Below are 19,544 nucleotides of genomic sequence, written 5' to 3' on the forward strand. Positions count from 1 at the left end.
CTCACATACTGCGATGAAATCCGGCATGCTCTGCGGTGAAGCGGTATTTGAGGCGATTGCGGCCGGTGTAGAAAAAGGCGGTGATCTGGCGGTGGCACGTGTGGCTGAAGGTGAAGATTTCTTCGTGAAAGAACTGACCGCGTATACCGACAAGTTCAACAACAGCTGGCTGAAAGAAGAGCTATATAACTCGCGTAACTTTGGCCCGGCAATGCACAAGTTCGGTCAATGGATCGGTGGCGCGTTTAACTTCATCGATCAGAACGTGTTTAAAGTGCCATTTACCCTGCACGATCTGGTTCAGGATCATGCTGCGTTGAAAACCCAGGCGGCTGAAAGCTTCAAGCCAAACTATCCAAAACCGGATGGCAAGCTGACCTTTGACCGTCTGTCTTCAGTGTTTGTCTCGAATACGGTCCATGAAGAAAACCAGCCAGCGCATTTAAAACTCACCGATGCCTCTATTCCGGTGGAAGTCAACCTGCCGACATGGGACGAGCCTGCACAGCGTTACTGCCCGGCGGGAGTCTATGAAATTATGGAAAATAATGACGGTTCCAAGCGTTTCCAGATCAATGCAGCCAACTGTGTGCACTGCAAGACCTGTGACATCAAGGATCCGTCACAGAACATCACCTGGGTGACACCGGAAGGTGGTGGTGGTCCGAATTACCCGAATATGTAAGGTAATTCCTGTGAAGGAGAAAAATACATCTATTTCTCACATTCACATACCCAATCTTGAAGCAGTTAGTATTAACACTTCACTTTAATTTTTTAGGTAATCCCAGTTCCCTCGGGAGCTGGAATTAATAAGCTAGAATAGAAATAATAGAAAAGATTGCATATAGGGTCAGAGATAAAAATGGCCTATTCGAAACCGAGTAAGCCATCTTTAAGATTTAAAACAAATAACGAAAACTTTTAGTCATTCATCTATGGATTATTGCTGAGCCACAAACTTTGCACGCGCCGCATGCAGTTTCTTGTAACTGTCAATCAGGCGTAAATGACGGTCCAGTCCTTCAAGCTGCATATTGGTTTCGGTCAAACCATAGAAACGAACTGTGCCTTCGATTGAACCTAGAACGGCATCCATACGGGCATCACCAAACATACGGCGGAAGTTGTGCTCATAATCATCCAGTTCCATTTCATCATCCAGAATGACTTCCAGAACGACATTCATGCACTGGTAGAACAGGCCACGTTCAACGGTATTGGTATTGAACTGCAGGAACTGCTCAACCAGATCTTTGGCTTCTTCAAATTGCTGCAAAGCCACATAAATCAGCAGTTTCAGTTCCAGAATAGTGAGTTGGCCCCATTCAGTATTTTCATCGAACTCGATACCGATCAAGGTTTTGATTTCGGTATAGTCATCCTCATCTGCTTCTTCCAGACGCTCAACCAATGCTTCCAATTGTTCATCATCCAGACGGTGCAGATTCAGGATATCTTCACGATATAACAAAGCCTTGTTGGTATTGTCCCAAACCAGATCTTCTACCAGATAAATTTCCGAATAGCCCGGTACCAGAATACGGCAAGCTGTTGCACCTAGATGCTGATACACCGCCATATAAACTTCATGGCCCATGTCTTCCAGAATCGTGAATAATTCCTGAGCTTCGTCCGCATTCGAATTTTGACCGTTATTAGTGAAATCCCACTCGACAAAATCATAATCTGATTTCGCGCTGAAGAAACGCCAAGACACTACACCGCTCGAGTCGATGAAATGCTCGACGAAGTTATTTGGTTCAGTCACGGCATTACTGCTAAAGGTTGGTTTTGGCAGATCATTCAGACCTTCAAAACTACGGCCTTGCAATAACTCAGTCAGACTGCGTTCCAAAGCCACTTCAAAGTTTGGATGGGCACCGAATGAGGCAAATACACCGCCGGTACGTGGGTTCATCAAGGTGACACACATGACCGGGAACTGACCGCCTAAAGATGCATCTTTGACCAGAACCGGGAAGCCCTGTTCTTCTAGGCCTTTAATGCCTTCAACAATTTTTGGATATTTTGCCAGAACATGTTCAGGCACATCCGGTAGTGCCAGTTCACCTTCCAGAATTTCGCGTTTAACAGCACGCTCGAAAATTTCAGAAAGACATTGTACTTGCGCTTCAGCCAAGGTATTGCCGGCACTCATCCCGTTACTTAAGTAAAGGTTTTCGATCAGATTCGACGGGAAATAAACGGTTTCACCATCAGACTGACGTACAAATGGCAATGAACAGATGCCACGTGCTTTATTACCAGAGTTGGTGTCGTAAAGATGGATACCCAATAATTCATCTTCAGGATCATAAATTTCACGGGTATGTTCATCTAAAACTTCTGCAGGTAGTTCGCCATTTGGACCTGGCTGGAACCATTTTTCATCTGGATAATGCACAAATTCGGCATTGGCAATATCCTCACCCCAGAACTGGTCGTTATAGAAAAAGTTGCAATTCAGACGCTCAATAAATTCACCCAAAGCAGATGCCAGCGCACTTTCTTTGGTTGAGCCCTTACCATTGGTAAAACACATTGGCGACTGCGCATCACGGATATGTAGCGACCAGACATTCGGCACGATATTACGCCAAGACGCAATTTCAATCTTCATGCCGAGGCCTGCCAGAATGGCAGACATATTGGCAATGGTTTCTTCCAGCGGCAGGTCTTTACCTGGAATGAAAGTCGTATGATCAGAAGCCAGACTTGGCATCAATAAAGCTTGAGCATCCGCATCAATGCTTTCCACTTCTTCAATGACAAATTCAGGACCGGTTTGAATTACTTTCTTGACAGTACAACGATCAATCGAACGTAAAATCCCTTGGCGGTCTTTTTCAGAAATATCAGCCGGCAGTTCCACCTGAATTTTAAAAATCTGTTTATAGCGGTTTTCAGGATCAACAATATTGTTTTGCGAAAGGCGGATATTATCAGTCGGAATGTCACGTGCTGCGCAATAGACTTTGACAAAATAAGCCGCACAAAGTGCTGATGACGCCAGAAAATAATCGAATGGGCCGGGTGCCGAACCATCGCCTTTATAGCGGATCGGCTGATCGGCAATCACCGTGAAGTCATCGAACTTGGCTTCCTGGCGAAGATTATCGAGATAATTGACCTTAATTTCCATGTGGATACCTAAATATTCTTATGTGCCGTCACGGACAGATAAGATGCTGAATCTGAATATACAAGCCGGTTCACGGAGGAGAACTTGAATGAAAAATAGAAAATGGTCAGGTTATACCATTTGACGAAGTGTCTGGATAACGCTGCCGAGAATGGGCGCTATTATAGAATTATTTTATGAAATTGATAATATTTGTCTGAAATTCTGCCAGATTAAACCAGATCCTCAGTCTTTCCTGAGCTGCCGGAGCATGAACCAACTTCAAGCCATGAATTATATGATCAATCAAGCTTGCGGATAAGGCAGATTTTCACCTGCCTAGTCCGAGATAACTTTAGAAATCATAACTCAATGCAACTACTGCAAGATTACGCTGCTTTTCATCATAACGGTCATAACCGCCAAAGATATATTCACCCGACAAACTTACCTGAGGTAAGAGCGCATAACTAAGTCCGGCAGAAGCATAACGAAAGGCAAACTGCTTTTCGGTATCGCCCAGTTCACCGCCCTCATATTTGCCTTCATCGTTAAAATAGCTTCCCGCTGCCGTAACGCTGGCATTCAGGCGATCATTCAACTGATGATTCAGGTTAAGCGTATAAAAAGTATCGCCCTGATTGGCATAAGCCACATCATACAGATAGGTCGATACACTGGCGCCAATACTGGTCTGATCATTCAATGCACGACTTATATTTAAACCCAGCTCATTTCCGGTAGTATGCTTGCCGCCCGGATAATAATAGGTTGCGTTCCATAGATCCCAATCATAATTTTCGCTGCTATGGGTATAACCCAGCAGAAAGTTATGCTCGAATTTGTCTGAACGATGTCCCTGACGCCCCTGCACTTCTGCATAAGAGTATCCAAGCGTAGATCCCCAATATCCGACATAAAAATTACCATAAGCCAGATTCAATGCAGCCTGTACAGCAACATCATCATTTTCAGGCGCATTGGTCAAACCGCGGGAGACGTATTTGGAGACCACACTCAAGTTTCCGCTTGCTTCTATTTGTTTTACTTCCGCATCATCGGCATAACAGTAAAAACTTGAAACAGCAGCACAGCCAAACAGCACTGTTTGATTGAATATTTTCATAAAATATAAATGTATTAAGTAAAGCGGAGATAAAACCGAAAGCAGTCGAGGTTTTATCTCCGTTTTGGGGAAAAATTGAAATTCGCTTTACTCCTGCTTTGCTAGGCGGCAGGAATAAAACCATAATTTAAGCGCGAGGCGCCTTGTAAAAAGGTGCAGATGAAGGCGCAAGAGCAGGTTTGCCACGAATATGGTCTGCCAGTTTTTCAGCGATCATAATCGTAGTTGCATTGAGGTTACCGGTAATGATCAAAGGCATAATCGAGGCGTCAATCACACGCAACCCCTGCATTTCATGTACGCGTCCATAACCATCGACAACCGCCATGTCATCCTCACCCATTTTACAGCTACACGATGGATGATACGCGGTTTCTGCATGATTACGAACAAATTCATCAATTTCAGCATCTGTTTGTAGATGTTTTCCCGGACTGATTTCTTCACCACGATAGGGATCCAATGCCGGCTGATGCATAATTTCCCGGGTAATCCGGATGGCATCGCGGAATTCACGCCAGTCCTGCTCGGTACTCATATAGTTGAACAGAATACTTGGATGCTCAAACGGGTCTTTGGATTTCAGACGAACACGGCCACGTGACGGCGAACGCATAGAGCCCACATGAGCCTGGAAGCCATGTTCATGAATGGCATTGGTGCCATTATAATTAATCGCCACAGGCAGGAAATGATACTGGATATTGGGCCAGTCAAATTCGTCTGAAGAGCGGATAAAACCACCGGCTTCAAACTGGTTGCTGGCTCCAATACCTTTACCTAAAAATAACCATTCAGCGCCAATCATCGGCTGGTTATACCACTTGAGTGCCGGATATAAGCTAACCGGTTTTTTGCATTTATATTGCAGGTACATTTCCAGATGGTCTTGCAGGTTTTCACCCACACCAGGCAAATCCTGAACCACAGGAATATCCAGACTTTTTAACAGTTCGGCCGGACCTACACCGGAGCGTTGCAGGATTTGTGGCGAGGCAATTGCACCTGCACATAGTAGAACTTCACGATCCGCAAAGACCTGAATCGGCTGTAAGGTATTTTGACCTTCAAAATATTCTACGCCAATCGCCTGATTGCGATTAAACAGAATTCGGTTGGTCATAGCATGGGTAATAATGGTGAGATTATCCCGGCCTTTGGCTATATCGAGATAACCACGTGCTGTACTGGAACGACGGCCTTGCGGCGTTACAGTACGGTCCATCGGCCCAAAACCTTCCTGCTGATAGCCATTCAGGTCATCAGTACGTGGATAACCGGCCTGTACACCTGCCTCGACCATGGCATGGAACAGTTCATTATTGCCATTTTTAGGTGTTGCCACCGAAACCGGTCCAGAATCACCATGATAATCATTGCCGCCAATATCGCGCGTTTCAGCTTTTTTATAATACGGCAGACATTCAGCATAGCTCCAGTGTTCTAGCCCCTTCAGGCTGGCCCACTGTTCAAGATCCATAGCATTACCGCGAATGTAACACATGCCGTTAATTAATGAAGAACCGCCCAGACCTTTTCCGCGCCCGCACTCCATACGACGATTATTCATATGAGGTTCGGGATCGGTCAGATAGGCCCAGTTATAGCGTCGTCCCTGTAATGGATAAGCCAATGCAGCAGGCATTTGTGTTCTGAAGTCTAGACGGTAATCCGGCCCACCTGCTTCCAGCAACAGGACTTTCACATCCGGATCTTCAGTTAAACGCGCTGCGAGTACATTCCCTGCCGAACCTGCACCGATAATAATATAGTCGTAATTCATCCAATCCTCCCTTATGCGCTAAATACAGACTGGAAAGGACTAAGTTCAACTTGCACCGACTTGGTCTGGGTATATTGCTGTAGCGTGACAATACCGTTTTCGCGACCGACACCCGAATGTTTATAGCCACCGACAGGCATTTCTGCCGGTGATTCGCCCCAGGTATTAATCCAGCAAATGCCGGCTTCGATTTGATGAATAATACGATGCGCACGTGCCAGATTCGGTGTCACGACACCAGCTGCCAAACCATATTCGGTATCATTGGCACGACGAATCGCCTCTTCTTCTGAGTCATAACTCAGAATACTCATGACTGGACCAAAAATTTCTTCACAGACAATCGTCATGTCGTCACGGCAATCGGTAAATACCGTTGGTAGCACATAAGCGCCTTGGGCAAACTGCTCATCTTCAGCACGGCCGCCACCACACAATAAGCGTGCACCTTCGATCTTGCCCTGTTCAATATAGCCCAGCACTTTTTCCATATGAGAGAAGCTGGACACTGGACCAAAATTGGTCTCAGGATCAAGTGGATCCCCCATACGGATATAAGGAATACGCTGCAAAATCTTGTCTTCAAATTCTGCTTTCAAGGCCAAAGGGATAAATACCCGGGTTCCATTGGTACAGACCTGACCAGAACTGTAGAAGTTAGCCATCATGGCTATATCTGCCGCCAAATCCAGATCGGCATCTTCACAGATAATCAGCGGAGACTTACCGCCCAGCTCCATCGTGACTTCTTTCAGGCTAGAATTTGCAGCTTGCGCCATGACCTTTTTGCCGGTAGAAACGCCACCGGTAAACGACACTTTGGCAATATCAGGATGCGAAGTCAGATAACCACCAATTTCACCACTGCCGGTAACCACATTAAAGACACCATGCGGCACACCTGCTTCAGTATAAATTTCTGCCAGTTTTAATGCAGTTAAAGGCGTCACTTCACTGGCTTTAAAGATCATGGCATTGCCTGCTGCCAGTGCAGGTGCAGATTTCCATAAGGCAATTTGAACCGGATAATTCCATGCACCAATCCCGGCAACCACACCCAAAGGTTCACGGCGAGTATAAACAAACGAACTGCTTCTGAGCGGGATTTGCTGGCCTTCTAATGCTGGCAAAATACCTGCATAGTATTCGAGTACATCTGCACCTGTCGCAATATCGACGGTGGATGTTTCACTGAAAGCTTTACCACTGTCGAGACTTTCTAAACGCGCCAGCTCGTCATTACGTTCACGGAGGATGGCAACAGCCTTGTTTAAAATACGGGAACGTTGAATTGCTGTCATTTCTGCCCAGACTTTTTGGCCTTGCTGTGCCGATTCAACAGCGCGATCGATATCTTTTCGCGTACACACTTGCACGTCTGCCAGAACTTCGCCTGTTGCAGGATTAATCGTTTGAAACGTGCTATTGGACGTTGCATCGACATATTGTCCATGAATATAAGGACGTTGCAGTTTGAATGTTGTCAATGGAATTTCCTCGCAGGTGGGTTATTTGAGTTGTTGCCGGATATATTCACTACACAGTTCAATCGGCAGTTCTGGATCAATTTCGCCATTTACCAAAGCACCTCTTAACCAGAATCCGTCAATCAATGCTGCCAGACCTTGAGCGGCTTTCTCTGCCTGGTCTTTATTTAACTTTTTCATGAATTCGTATTTAAGATTGGAATGTAAACGGTAATGATTGATCTGCTGTAAACGGTGTAATTCAGGTTGGTGCAAACTGCTAGCCCAGAACGCCAACCAGACTTTCATGGCCGCCTTATCCGTTTGTGGAGCAGCAAAATTACCACGTACGATCGCTAACAAGCGCTGCTCCGGTAAGTCATCAACCTGTATCTTTATCTGTGCAACAGATTTACCCAATTGCTGCAATAAGTAACGCATTGTGGCTTCAATTAAGCCATTTTTACCTTGAAAATAATGACTTATGATGCCGGTTGAGACACCTGCCCTCTGAGCAATCTGACTAATTGAAGCTTCTGCAAAACCTAGCTCATTCACTGCAGCTAAGGTGGCATCGATCAGTTGCTGGCGACGGATCGGTTGCATACCAACTTTTGGCATAAGACTAACCTGAATAACGGATATAACAATAGAAAGTCACTCTGCTAAAGCAAATAGCTGAATGATGTAACAATTCATAAACGCTTTTTTAATTGAACGTTCAATTAATAAAAATTATAGTGCCAGCTCACCCTTGATGTACAGCGCAGTTTGTTTTGGATTTGCAAAAGTTTGTAATTCACGAAAACAAGGAAGCTTTACCACAGGCTTTTGCTTTTAAATCACACTGCACTGTAGATCATCCGGCAACAACACGATGGTCATGGATTTATGCAAAAGAAAAATGAAGAGATGCAAGATGGTCTGAATAAAGTAGTTTTTTATTTTTCGGCGACACTTATTCTGCTGTTTTCTATCATTACCATTTTATTTAATGAACAAGCCAATCAAGTCATTATCAATATTTTAAACTGGGTCAGTCGTACCTTTAGCTGGTATTACCTGCTAGCGGCAACGCTGTATCTGGTTTTTATCGTCTTTATCGCCTGTTCCCGTTATGGCGAGATTAAATTAGGCCCCAAACATTCCAAGCCAGAATTTAGCCTGTTGAGTTGGTCGGCGATGCTATTTTCTGCCGGGATCGGGATTGACCTGATGTTTTTCTCGGTGGCGGAACCGCTTTCCCACTATATGAATCCACCTGTGGGCGAAGGTGAAACTTTTGAAGCTGCGCGCCAGTCCATGGTGTGGACCCTGTTTCACTACGGTTTAACTGGCTGGAGTATGTATGCGCTGATTGGGGTCGCGCTAGGTTATTTCAGCTATCGCTACAATTTACCGCTCACCATCCGATCAGCACTCTATCCTATTTTTGGAAAAAAAATTAATGGTCCAATTGGCCATACTGTGGATACGGCTGCAGTACTCGGCACGATTTTCGGGATTGCCACCACCTGCGGGATTGGCGTTGTGCAATTAAATTACGGCCTGCATGTATTGTTTGATTTACCAGAAAATATCTGGATTCAAACCGCACTCATCGCCGTTGCCGTGATTATTACTATTATTTCAGTCACTGCCGGTGTCAATAAAGGCATCCGAATCCTGTCTGAAATTAACATCTATGTATCAATTGGGCTGCTGCTATTTATTCTGTTTGTAGGCAATACCGAATTTTTATTAGCAGCCTTGATTCAGAATTTTGGTGACTATATCAGTCAGTTCCCAAAACTCTCTTTAACCAGTTTTCCTTTTGAACAACCGAAAGAATGGATGAATAGCTGGACCCTGTTCTTCTGGGCATGGTGGATCGCCTGGTCACCTTTTGTTGGTCTGTTCCTGGCCCGTATTTCCCGTGGTCGTACCATTCGCGAATTTGTCACCGGGACTTTGGTTATTCCTCTGTTATTTACCCTGACCTGGTTGTCTATTTTCGGTAACAGTGCTTTATACAGCGTGATTTTTGATGGTAATACTCAACTTGCTACGACAGTTTTAGAAAATCCGGCACATGGTTTTTATGATCTCTTGGCGCAGTATCCAGGCTTTATGTTTACTGCAGGTGTCGCCACCATTACCGGCTTACTGTTCTATGTGACCTCAGCGGACTCGGGGGCATTGGTATTGGGAAATTTCACGACCAAATTCACTAATATTGAACATGATTCACCGCGCTGGCTGAGTGTGTTCTGGGCCATTGCCATCGGTTTGCTGACTTTGGCAATGCTCATGGCGAATGGCGTAACAGCATTACAGAACACCACGATTATTATGGGCCTGCCTTTTAGTTTCGTGATTTTCTTTGTGATGGCCGGACTGTATAAGTCCTTGCGTCTGGAGGATTTTCGTCAGGCAAGCACCAGCCTGAATGCGGCACCTGTGGTCGGTAATGTGGATATTTTGAACTGGAAGAAGCGTCTGAGCCGGGTCATGCTGCATCCAAGCCTGTCCCAGACGCGGACCATGCTGGACAATGTTTGCAAACCAGCCATTGAGGCCGTTGCAACCGAGTTAATTGACAAAGGTATTCAAGTCAATATTCAGGAAAAATCGCTGGAGGAAGAACCTGAACTGTATCATCTGGATCTGACCATTCAGCTCGATGAAGAAGAAAACTTTGTCTACGAAATATGGCCGGTACGCTATGACACGCCAAATTTCAGTTCACGTGGTAAACGAACCAAACGTTATTACTATCGTCTGGAAAGTTATCTGTTTGAAGGCTCTCAGGGAAACGATCTGGTCGGTTACAGTAAGGAACAGGTGATCAATGACATCCTGGATAAATATGAACGCCATATGATGTATCTACATATTAACCGTATTAGCCCAGGTAAACGTCCGCTGTTCCCGGATCGTGAAATCTAGGATCTCTCAACTACGTAAGGACTCAATGATGTCAGAAAGTTTGAATGCCTTTGCCCTGTTTTTCTCCCTGCTCAATCCATTTTTGATGAGTATTTACATGCTCGGAATTATCCGTAATTCCGATGCAAAAGTATTCAACATGGCATTGATTCAAGGCAGTCTGATCAGCTTTATTGTGTTCATCATTTTTGCAAAAACCGGTGAAGCCTTCTTTAATGAAGTCTTGCATGTACGGTTTGAGTCCTTCCAGATTTTTGGCGGTATTATCTTTTTGGTGATCGGCTATCGTTATGTCTTTGAAGGTGCTGATACGATTGGCGTGATGCGTGGAGCGCCCAGTCATCTGGCGGGCACGATTGCCATGCCGTTTATGATCGGTCCGGGTACCATTTCGGCATCTGTGATCACCGGCATACAGCTCAGTTTAATGCAAACCATTCTGGTGATTTTTTCTACGCTGTTTCTGACTTGTAGCCTGCTGATCCTGATGAAATATCTGCATGATCATTTACAACATAAATATTCCAACTACATTGACCTGTATGTCGATATTGTCGGTCGTGTTGCTGCGCTTCTGATTGGTACGATTGCCATCGATATGATTGTGACAGGCGTTACCGGAATTTTAGAAACCTGATAAACCTTTTCTATCAATAAATAAAAAGAGCGGTTTTCACCGCTCTTTTTTTGATTTTAAAAATTAAAATTTAAATGACACACCGGCATAAGTAGAAAAACCTTCACCTGGTGAAGATCGCGCTACATCAGCACCTTGATCATTCAGACCAGGAATCACGACCGCAGCATATTTCTCATCCGTGATATTTTTAAAGTTGATCCAGGTTTTCCACGATTGATGTTCTGGTGCATAACCCACGTCAATGCCCCAGATCTGATAGTCATCACTGAATCGGCTATTGGCATAATCATGTGCCATCTTCGATGCATATTCGGTATTCAAACCAATATAGAGGCCATTATTCAAGGCATAACTTAGTTGAGCCTGATACAGATGTTTAGGGATTCCTGGCAACTGGTTCTTGCCAAACAATGGATCATTTTTGTACTGGAAATCGCTAAGGGTATAAGCCTGTTGCAGACGAAGTTCGCCATATTGGGATTCATGCAATGGCGTATCTAGACTTAGCTCCACCCCTTGATGAATCGTTGGCGTGGCATTCGATTCAACAGCAATTGGCTCTGAAGGTCGATTCGATCCATCTTCATAGGTTTTAATCATTTCAGAGGTTAACAGTTCATTTTTCACTTTGGAATAATAATAACTCAGTGCCCAATCTCCAAAGCCTGATTGTCCACGTCCACCCAGTTCAAAGCTATTGGCGGTTTGCGTGTCCAAATAGATTGGCGCGCGCACCCGGCCAGAAGCGACACCACTGTCAAAATAATACGGTGAAGACCAAGCCATCGCCCAAGGATGTGCTGGCTCAATGCTGCGGCTTAAATTGGCAAACCATTGCACAGACTCATTCGGCTGATAGGTCAAACCAAGTCGTGGTGCAAAATTCCATTCATAACGGCTGACTTCAGGACTCGCCACAGGATAAGTTACTTCACTTTCCCGATGGGTATACACCGCTGCCAGTCCCAAATCTAATTTGAACTGATCATTTAATGTGGTTTCCTGATCAAATTGCAGGACGTTGTCTGAACCGCGATAGGTATAACGGCGGGTAACGGTATCTGCCGGATACAAAGTTCCATCAATAGTCGTATCACGTCGGATGGTTTCCGTTACACCACTGTCCGGGCGGTGTGTGGTAGTGCGCAAGGCAATACGCCCCTGATGCTCCAGACCTAGAAACTGATAAGGCCTTTCATACTGGAAGCGCGCTGTAATATCTTCATAATCGACATTAGTACGATAACTGCTTTCACGTAAATCCAGCGGATAATGATGATAAGCCAGACTGCCGGTCAGTTTAGCATCATCCTGTAAATTCCAGGTCGTAGTATTGGCCAACCAGGTACTGCCCGGCTGAATCCGTTTGGCATCTACCGCTAAATTAAAGCTATTCGCTGCTTCAGGATCATTTTTGAGCTGTTCTTGTGTAATCCGTCCTGGAGTTAAATGCTTGCTCTCACGGTAACGAGCATAAAAACGGGTTTCGATATCCGGACTAATTTGATAGCCCAAATTAAAAGCCAGACCTTTGCCATCGCCTTCAGCATGATCCTGAATTCCATCAAACTGGGTACTCGTCAGCGCCAGATAATAATCCATCTGATCCAGCTTTCGGCCGGTACTAAACTGATATTTCTGATAACCATGGCTGCCCATTTCATATTTGAGTTCAGAGCCATCCTGATCTGCGCCGGCCTTGGTTCTATAGTTGATTGTTCCACCTAAGGCCAGTCCGCCTTGCTTAAAGCCATTGGCTCCGCGATAAACCCCGACATGATCAATCCACCAGGGTTCTAGCAGTTCATACGCTGTACCGCCCGGCCCGGTAAATGGAATATCGTCAATCAGGACGTGCGTACCGGATGCGTGTGCACCTGAAGTCCGGTTGATTCCTGAGCCACGGATCGATATTTTTGCACCTTCATTCCCTGCAGACTGGGCATAAATTCCTGGCTGTAAACGGAACACATCGGCTGTGGTTGCAAGTCGCTGCTGTTCTAATTGCTGCTCACCAATGAAATTCGTTCCTCCTGAAACCTGAGCCAGCTCTTTCTGATATTGCTGCTGCGGATTGGCATTTTGCTCAGCGCTGATCACAATAGTATTCAGCTGTTGAACATTGTCCGGTTCTACGGCAGTTTCAGCATAAAGATGACCTGAGACAATCGACAGAATCATGAGGCTCAGCGGGCTTTTCTTGAGAGGAATTTTTGTCATGTGCATGGCGATTTTATACAGTCCTGTATAAGTGATTCCGTTTTATGAGAGGAAATCAGTTTAAAAATTATGCTGTAGCATAGATCAACATTGTTATTTTCAGGAGTTATTTTCTGCCAAAAAATTGACTAATCAGCGTATGTTTTTCATTTTATTTAATCTTTTTATTAAAAATCAACTTGCAAGATCAAAACCACATCCTCACAAGTTCCAAGAACTTAATTTTTAAGTAACTGATATTTAATAATATGTAATTTAATTCTGCACAGATGTATTTCCACTTGGCAAAATGTGATAAGTAGAAAAATTTATAATCGACCAAACCAGTTCTTTAATTTCGAAAGTTGGCCGAAGTTGTATATTTTCTGATTTAAAGTAGACAAGATTAACCTCATCACCTTATAGAAAAATTGAAATCCTTGAGAGAAAAAAGTCTATTTTTAAAAATCCTGATGATGCAGGATTTTTAAGAATCACGGGCTTATAGATATTCACCTATTCATTGATCAATTGTAGTAGACCTGTCTTTTTTTGGAAAACCGATCCAGCTGTTTCAAGAAGCCTTCAAAATAATCTTTCTGTTTTTCTTCTATGCGATAGCCGGCGTATAAAGTACGACGCAAGCCTTCAGGCGCCACACAGTCCAAACGGCGTGATGTCACCCAGCCTTTTTGCTCATATTCATTTACCACCCAGTCTGGCAGTGCACCAATCCCGCGGCCACTTGCCACCAGCTGAATCAGCATTTGGGTCAAGTCGGTGGTACGAATGGCTTTTGGTAGAATATTAGCTGGAATAAACAAACGCGACATGATGTCCAAACGGTGTTTATCCACCGGATAAGTTACTAGCGTTTCTTCAGCAAGTTCCTGAACAGTAATCTCTTTAGCACGTACTAGTGGATGGGTATTAGATAAAACCAAGCGTGATTCGTATTCAAATATCGGAAAATATTCAATGCCTTTAAGCGCAATCGGATCAGCCGTAATTAAAAGATCAAACTCTCCAGTTTGCAATAATTCATGCGGATTCGACTCAAAACCTGAGGCAAAGTCCAGGTCTACATCCGGATATTGCATCCGGTATTGATTGAGTAGCGGCATCAACCAGTCAAAACAGCTATGACATTCAGAGGAAAAAACAATTCGTCCGGTCTGACCATGCACAATTCGGCTGATATCACTCTGTGCAATTTGAACTTGCGGTAATATTTCATCTGCCAGTTTTAGCAACCGCTCCCCAACATTTGAAAAGCTCACAGGGCGACTACGCCGATTGACCACTTCGACGCCAAACCATTGGTCGAGTTCACGTAGCTGATGTGACAAGGCTGATGGGGTTAAACATAAATCACTTGCTGCTGCAACCAGAGAACCATGCTCCCGCAGAGCAGTTAAAGTTCTTAAATGGCGAAGTTCTATCATGAAAAATACCGGAAATTTAAAAGACGGATGACACTTAATCTGTCTTAAGCATAACCCATTTTTCTTATTTTATTTAGTTTTTCTCATTTCAAAACCAGAATAATGAGATATATTCAACTATTAGGTTTATAGGTTTAAATTACTATTCCCTTAATTTCATTAATTTAATTTTCTTGGTTAACTTAACCATCATTAAAATAACCCATAAAATATTGATTAAACTTACAGCAGCAACAAGATAGAAAACTAACTCAGGCATAAAAGTCACAGAATAATTTTGCTGCACTCATACAATAAAAATTAGAAAGTATTTTAGAGGATGAAAGACTATGTCGAATCCAATCGATCGAAATGATGAAGAACTCACTGAAGAACAACTTGATCCTCAAGAAAAGCAGGATCGTGAGATCCAGCGCGGTCAATTAGGTCTTCATGATCCACAGCGACAACGTGATCAGCTGCGTCAGGAAAGACAGGATGAGGAACAAATTCAGTAATTTTCCCTGAGATGCAAAATAAAAAACTCCCCATTCTTAAAATAGATGGGGAGTTTTTTTTCAGTATTAAAAAGTTAGGGACTAGTTTTTCGCATCACCACATCTTATACATCTGATCTAATCTGAACAGCTCACCTTCTTGGATGAGTGCTATTTTACTATTTCGTTTCTGTAGAGGCTTTTGCTTGTAGGGACTGCGCTTGTATTTCTGCCGTTTTTTTCTTGGCCTGAATTTGTGCCGCTATTTCCTGATTTTTCTCAGCAAAACGCAAGCCACCATCTCCGGCGAGACTGGTTTGGCTCATCACCATGCTGCTGCTCAAGATTAAAATCAGCTTAAAAAATTGAATTTTCATGTCTCATCTGCCTTTTTATTCTAATGGTATTAAAAATAAGCAATTATTATTCCAATGTTTTTATGCTTACTTAGATTTTAACTGCACTTTCTATTTTATAGGGATAATCTTCGAAAACACAGAGTCAATCATCGTAAAAATAGAAAAATCTGCAATAAGAATAAATAGATATTTTGACTACATCTCAGCTCAAATCACATCTGATTTTTTACTTCAGTCAAAAAAAATCGTTCAACAGCTTATTTGGATTATTTTCATTGGCTAAAATATAGTGCAAACACCCAGAGCAATAACAAAAAAAGAATCGCTGTGCAGGATTTCCAGAAAGTGACTGGATGCTTTTCAAGCATAGGGCGTGAAACTGATTTTTTAAATTTGATATCTGGGTGTTTCAGATCATATATAAAGGCTGAAAGTGCTTCATAGCGCTGCTCCGGGCGAATGGAAAGCGCTTTTTTAAAGATTGCGTCCAAGCCATGTGGCAGATCCGGTCGATACTCATAGATTGAATGATATCGAACCTGCTTTAAGGCCTTTTCACTCTTGCAGCGCGCGAGATCTGTCCCATAAGGTAATTGTCGGGTCAATAAATAATAACTCATCACCGCCAGCGAGAACTGATCTGATTTTACTGAGGGCGAGCGTCCAATAAAATACTCAGGTGCCATAAAGGCCAAGGTTCCCAAAGGAACATCTGCATGTTTGGGATTCAGTTCAACCAGACCTCTGACCGCAGTCGATCCATAATCAATCAGTTTCACTTTCAAGGTATCAGCTGGTTCAAGCAGCATGATATTTTCTGGTCGTACATCTTGATGTAGCATTTCAAGACGGTGCATGGCATTCAGTGCTTTGGCCACCTGTTCAATGATGGAAAGTAACTGCTGTAAAGTTAAAGCTGTTTTTTGACGATGCAGCCATCGGCTTAGGTTTTCCCCTTGCAAGTATTCATAACTTTGAAATAAAAACAGCTTGCTGCCCTTATGCGGATAACATTGCAGCAGATTTTCATGTTTTAAGCGTTTCGATACCCACTCTTCTAAATGAAATTGTTCTACCGCTTTCAGGTCATCCTGCACATCGACAGACAAGGTTTTAATGACCAACCGATTTTGTGTTGCTTCATCACGCGCCAAATAGAGGCTGCTGCGATGATTTTGGTGCAGGATTTTATCAATCCGATAACCTTCAAACAGATCACCATGACTCAGCTGTTGCGGAAATAAAACATGGCTCTTGATATGAAAGGATTCCTCCTCAGGCAACTGTTCCACTTTAATGATTTGAATGGTGAGATTGTCATCACTACCCCGCTTTAAGGCCAGCTCGACTATAGACTTGGCAATGATATCCAGATGTTGTTGCTGTTGCAGCAGATCTGATATGAGCTGCATATCAATAAACTCATAGACACCATCTGTCATCAAGATAAATAAATCATCTTCACATAATTCAAGCTGCTGATAATCGACATCGATACGATGGTCGGCACCCAGTGCACGACTTAAATAATGTTCTGTTGATGACAGGCAAACACGGTGATCAGCCGTCATCTGTTCAATGGCTTGTGCCTGAATTCGATAAATCCGGCTATCGCCAGCATGAAAGATATGTGCCCTGTTTTGTTTCAAAATCAGTGCACTAAAGGTGCAGACATAACCCTGGTCTTTATCAAAACGCCCGCGGCTTTGCTGGGTTTGTGCATAGAGCCAGGAATTGGTCGCACGAATGACCCGTGCCGCTGAAGTTTGGGTGCTCCATGCATCTGAAGTCGAGTAATAATCTGATAAAAAACTGCTGACTGCAGTTTCTGCTGCAATATGACTGACATTGCTGCTGCTGATTCCGTCTGCAATTGCACAGGCAATGCCCTTACTGCTAAGCGTATGGCCTTCCGGAATATAGACCCCATGAAAGTCCTGATTCTGTGCTTTGATTCCAGCGGAAGAATATTGCCCAATGCTGATCTTTAATTTTTTATTCATTTTAAATACTCAAAAGGGATCGAATCGATCCCTTTAATCTCAAGGCATAAATCATCACGCTCAGATTAGAATTCTTTTTTATCGCCAGTACGTACATGCGTGGTATAGAGTGCCAGACCTGTCAGTGCCAGACCGCCCACCAGATTCCCCAATGCCACCGGTAATTCATTCCATAAGAAATAGTCTGTAATCGAGAAATCACCGCCCATCATCATGGCAAATGGGAACAGGAACATATTCACGACTGAATGTTCAAAGCCCATGGCGAAAAACAGCATGATTGGCATCCACATCGCGATGAATTTGCCGCTGACCGTGGTTGACATCATGGCACCAATTACCCCGAGTGACACCATCCAGTTACACAGCATGCCGCGGATAAAAATCGTCATCCAGCCAGCAAAACCATATTCGGCATAGCCTAAAGTCCGGTCTTCACCAATATGGGCAATTTTCACCCCGACCGCATTCGGTTCAGCGGCGAAACCCATGGTATAGACTGCGGCCATCAACACTGCCACGGTTAAACATCCGGCAAAGTTACCTAAAAAAACCAGTCCCCAGTTTTTTAAAATACGTGACCACGTTACCCCAGGACGTTTATCTAGCCAGGCTAATGGAGTCAATACAAATACCCCAGTGAGCAGGTCATAGCCCAAGAGATACAACATGCAGAAACCGACTGGAAATAGCAGCGCACCGATCAGTGGCACCCCTGTTTGTACCGCAATCGTCACGGCAAATACTGCTGCCAGCGCCAGAATTGCGCCTGCCATAAACGCACGGATTAAAACATCGCGCGTTGCCATATGAAGTTTTGCCTCACCGGCATCGACCACTTTTTTTGCAAACTCTGCAGGAGCAAGATAAGCCATATTTTTATCCCCTTTATATAAATTACTTACCTGTTTGCAAATAAAAAACGCCTAAGGTCTATTTCAACCTTAGGCGTCTTTGCCTTGTATTATTCAAACAGATCAATCGTGTCATGGCGCCGTTGCCATATTTAATATAGATAAAAGCAAATAGCATGCCACTTATTTTAAATGGCTAATAAAAATCCTATAAATTATTTTAAAATTTCATCCTTATAATTATATTGGCACAATCTCTGCATTATCTATAGCGGTCATTTTTTAAATATAGCTATTGGAGAAGATTATGATTAGCCATCGTCAACAAGTGACAGACATGATTATTTCAGCGAAAGTTTTAAAGTCTATCAAATGGGCAGATGTCGCTGAAACAATAGGCCTTTCTAAAGAATGGGTGACAGCCGCATGTTTGGGTCAGATGGCTTTTAATAAAGAACAGGCAGAAAAAATTGGTGAAATATTTGGATTGACTGATGAAGCCATCGCCTGGCTGCAAATCGTACCCTATAAAGGTTCTCTGCCAACTAGCGTGCCGACAGATCCGCTGATTTATCGCTGGTATGAGGTTGTCAGCGTCTATGGTATGACTATTAAAGAACTGATCCATGAAGAATTTGGTGATGGAATTATGAGTGCAATTGATTTCAATATGGATATTCAACGTGAGAATAATCCAAACGGAGATCGGGTGAACGTCGTATTATCCGGAAAGTTTTTACCTTACAAAACCTATTAATTTATCATTCTAAAAATAAAAGCCATTTTGAAAATGGCTTTTATTTTATCTGCACTCATTAAATTCATTTATTTTTTAAAATCGTTATTAAAATATATATAATTTTTTCATCTCAAATTAAACTTACAACCTATAAATAATTTTATTTTTATTCGATGAATTCAATCCTCCTGTCCTGTTTAAATAATACTTTCCCATCCTGAATATTGGGTTCATCATTTTATTAGTGAGTTAGCAAAAACAACAAAAAGGATATTGCTATCCTTTTTGTTCATTAGATCTCTTTCATAAATCAAAAAACGATCTTCTTTTTGGTTAATATTTGCACTCCGGATTTCTTGGCATTCGTGCATAATCTGCGGATGAAATACATCGATTCAAACA

General features: G+C 43.2%; 15 protein-coding genes. 5 read left to right on the plus strand and 10 right to left on the minus strand.

Going from position 1 to position 19,544, the window contains the following annotated elements:
* Positions 1 to 685, plus strand: a 685-nt coding sequence (locus ACTL4S_RS15355) for a 4Fe-4S dicluster domain-containing protein (RefSeq protein ID WP_441299626.1), incomplete at its 5' end; no start/stop codon positions are given.
* Between the two features lie 258 nt (positions 686 to 943).
* Here ACTL4S_RS15355 and ACTL4S_RS15360 read toward each other — a convergent pair.
* The 5 genes from ACTL4S_RS15360 to betI form a co-directional block, all read right to left on the minus strand.
* Positions 944 to 3,145, minus strand: coding sequence for an OsmC domain/YcaO domain-containing protein (locus tag ACTL4S_RS15360; RefSeq protein WP_441299627.1), 2,202 nt, complete (start codon positions 3,143 to 3,145; stop codon positions 944 to 946).
* 334 nt (positions 3,146 to 3,479) lie between these two features.
* Positions 3,480 to 4,250 carry a TorF family putative porin gene (locus ACTL4S_RS15365; protein ID WP_005106927.1) on the minus strand — a complete coding sequence of 257 codons (771 nt, stop codon included), beginning with the start codon at positions 4,248 to 4,250 and terminating at the stop codon, positions 3,480 to 3,482.
* Between the two features lie 127 nt (positions 4,251 to 4,377).
* The gene (betA, locus tag ACTL4S_RS15370) at positions 4,378 to 6,033 is read right to left on the minus strand and encodes a choline dehydrogenase (protein WP_441299628.1); all 1,656 of its coding nucleotides are present in this window, start codon (positions 6,031 to 6,033) and stop codon (positions 4,378 to 4,380) included.
* 11 nt (positions 6,034 to 6,044) lie between these two features.
* The gene (gene betB, locus ACTL4S_RS15375) at positions 6,045 to 7,520 is read right to left on the minus strand and encodes a betaine-aldehyde dehydrogenase (protein WP_409653996.1); all 1,476 of its coding nucleotides are present in this window, start codon (positions 7,518 to 7,520) and stop codon (positions 6,045 to 6,047) included.
* A 21-nt stretch (positions 7,521 to 7,541) separates the two neighbouring features.
* Positions 7,542 to 8,120, minus strand: a complete 579-nt coding sequence (gene betI, locus ACTL4S_RS15380) for a transcriptional regulator BetI (RefSeq protein ID WP_004731001.1) — start codon at positions 8,118 to 8,120, stop codon at positions 7,542 to 7,544.
* A gap of 270 nt (positions 8,121 to 8,390) precedes the next feature.
* Here betI and ACTL4S_RS15385 point away from each other — a divergent pair, with 270 nt between their 5' ends.
* Positions 8,391 to 10,427, plus strand: coding sequence for a choline transporter (locus ACTL4S_RS15385; protein ID WP_441299629.1), 2,037 nt, complete (start codon positions 8,391 to 8,393; stop codon positions 10,425 to 10,427).
* Between the two features lie 28 nt (positions 10,428 to 10,455).
* The gene (locus ACTL4S_RS15390; protein WP_004280329.1) at positions 10,456 to 11,064 is read left to right on the plus strand and encodes a MarC family protein; all 609 of its coding nucleotides are present in this window, start codon (positions 10,456 to 10,458) and stop codon (positions 11,062 to 11,064) included.
* A 63-nt stretch (positions 11,065 to 11,127) separates the two neighbouring features.
* Here ACTL4S_RS15390 and ACTL4S_RS15395 read toward each other — a convergent pair whose 3' ends face one another.
* Positions 11,128 to 13,293 carry a TonB-dependent receptor family protein gene (locus ACTL4S_RS15395; protein ID WP_441299630.1) on the minus strand — a complete coding sequence of 722 codons (2,166 nt, stop codon included), beginning with the start codon at positions 13,291 to 13,293 and terminating at the stop codon, positions 11,128 to 11,130.
* A gap of 500 nt (positions 13,294 to 13,793) precedes the next feature.
* Positions 13,794 to 14,711 carry a LysR family transcriptional regulator gene (locus ACTL4S_RS15400; protein WP_121980327.1) on the minus strand — a complete coding sequence of 306 codons (918 nt, stop codon included), beginning with the start codon at positions 14,709 to 14,711 and terminating at the stop codon, positions 13,794 to 13,796.
* Positions 14,712 to 15,040: 329 nt separating this feature from the next.
* Here ACTL4S_RS15400 and ACTL4S_RS15405 point away from each other — a divergent pair, with 329 nt between their 5' ends.
* Complete coding sequence (locus ACTL4S_RS15405) at positions 15,041 to 15,208, plus strand: hypothetical protein (RefSeq protein ID WP_004280333.1); 168 nt, start codon at positions 15,041 to 15,043, stop codon at positions 15,206 to 15,208.
* A 158-nt stretch (positions 15,209 to 15,366) separates the two neighbouring features.
* On the opposite strand, the gene ACTL4S_RS15410 is transcribed toward ACTL4S_RS15405, so the two are convergent.
* From ACTL4S_RS15410 to ACTL4S_RS15420, 3 genes are all read right to left on the minus strand, one after another.
* Positions 15,367 to 15,564 carry a hypothetical protein gene (locus ACTL4S_RS15410; RefSeq protein ID WP_004646985.1) on the minus strand — a complete coding sequence of 66 codons (198 nt, stop codon included), beginning with the start codon at positions 15,562 to 15,564 and terminating at the stop codon, positions 15,367 to 15,369.
* Between the two features lie 254 nt (positions 15,565 to 15,818).
* Complete coding sequence (locus ACTL4S_RS15415) at positions 15,819 to 17,549, minus strand: bifunctional protein-serine/threonine kinase/phosphatase (RefSeq protein WP_441299631.1); 1,731 nt, start codon at positions 17,547 to 17,549, stop codon at positions 15,819 to 15,821.
* Between the two features lie 65 nt (positions 17,550 to 17,614).
* Positions 17,615 to 18,424, minus strand: a complete 810-nt coding sequence (locus tag ACTL4S_RS15420) for a formate/nitrite transporter family protein (protein ID WP_004646987.1) — start codon at positions 18,422 to 18,424, stop codon at positions 17,615 to 17,617.
* 286 nt (positions 18,425 to 18,710) lie between these two features.
* Between ACTL4S_RS15420 and cynS the strand changes: the two genes are divergently transcribed.
* A complete protein-coding gene (cynS, locus tag ACTL4S_RS15425) occupies positions 18,711 to 19,160 on the plus strand; it encodes a cyanase (RefSeq protein ID WP_004280338.1) in 450 nt (149 codons plus the stop codon).
* The last annotated feature ends 384 nt before the right edge of the window (positions 19,161 to 19,544 follow it).

The organism is Acinetobacter lwoffii, from assembly GCF_052078135.1.
Classification (GTDB): Bacteria; Pseudomonadota; Gammaproteobacteria; order Pseudomonadales; family Moraxellaceae; genus Acinetobacter; species Acinetobacter lwoffii_Z.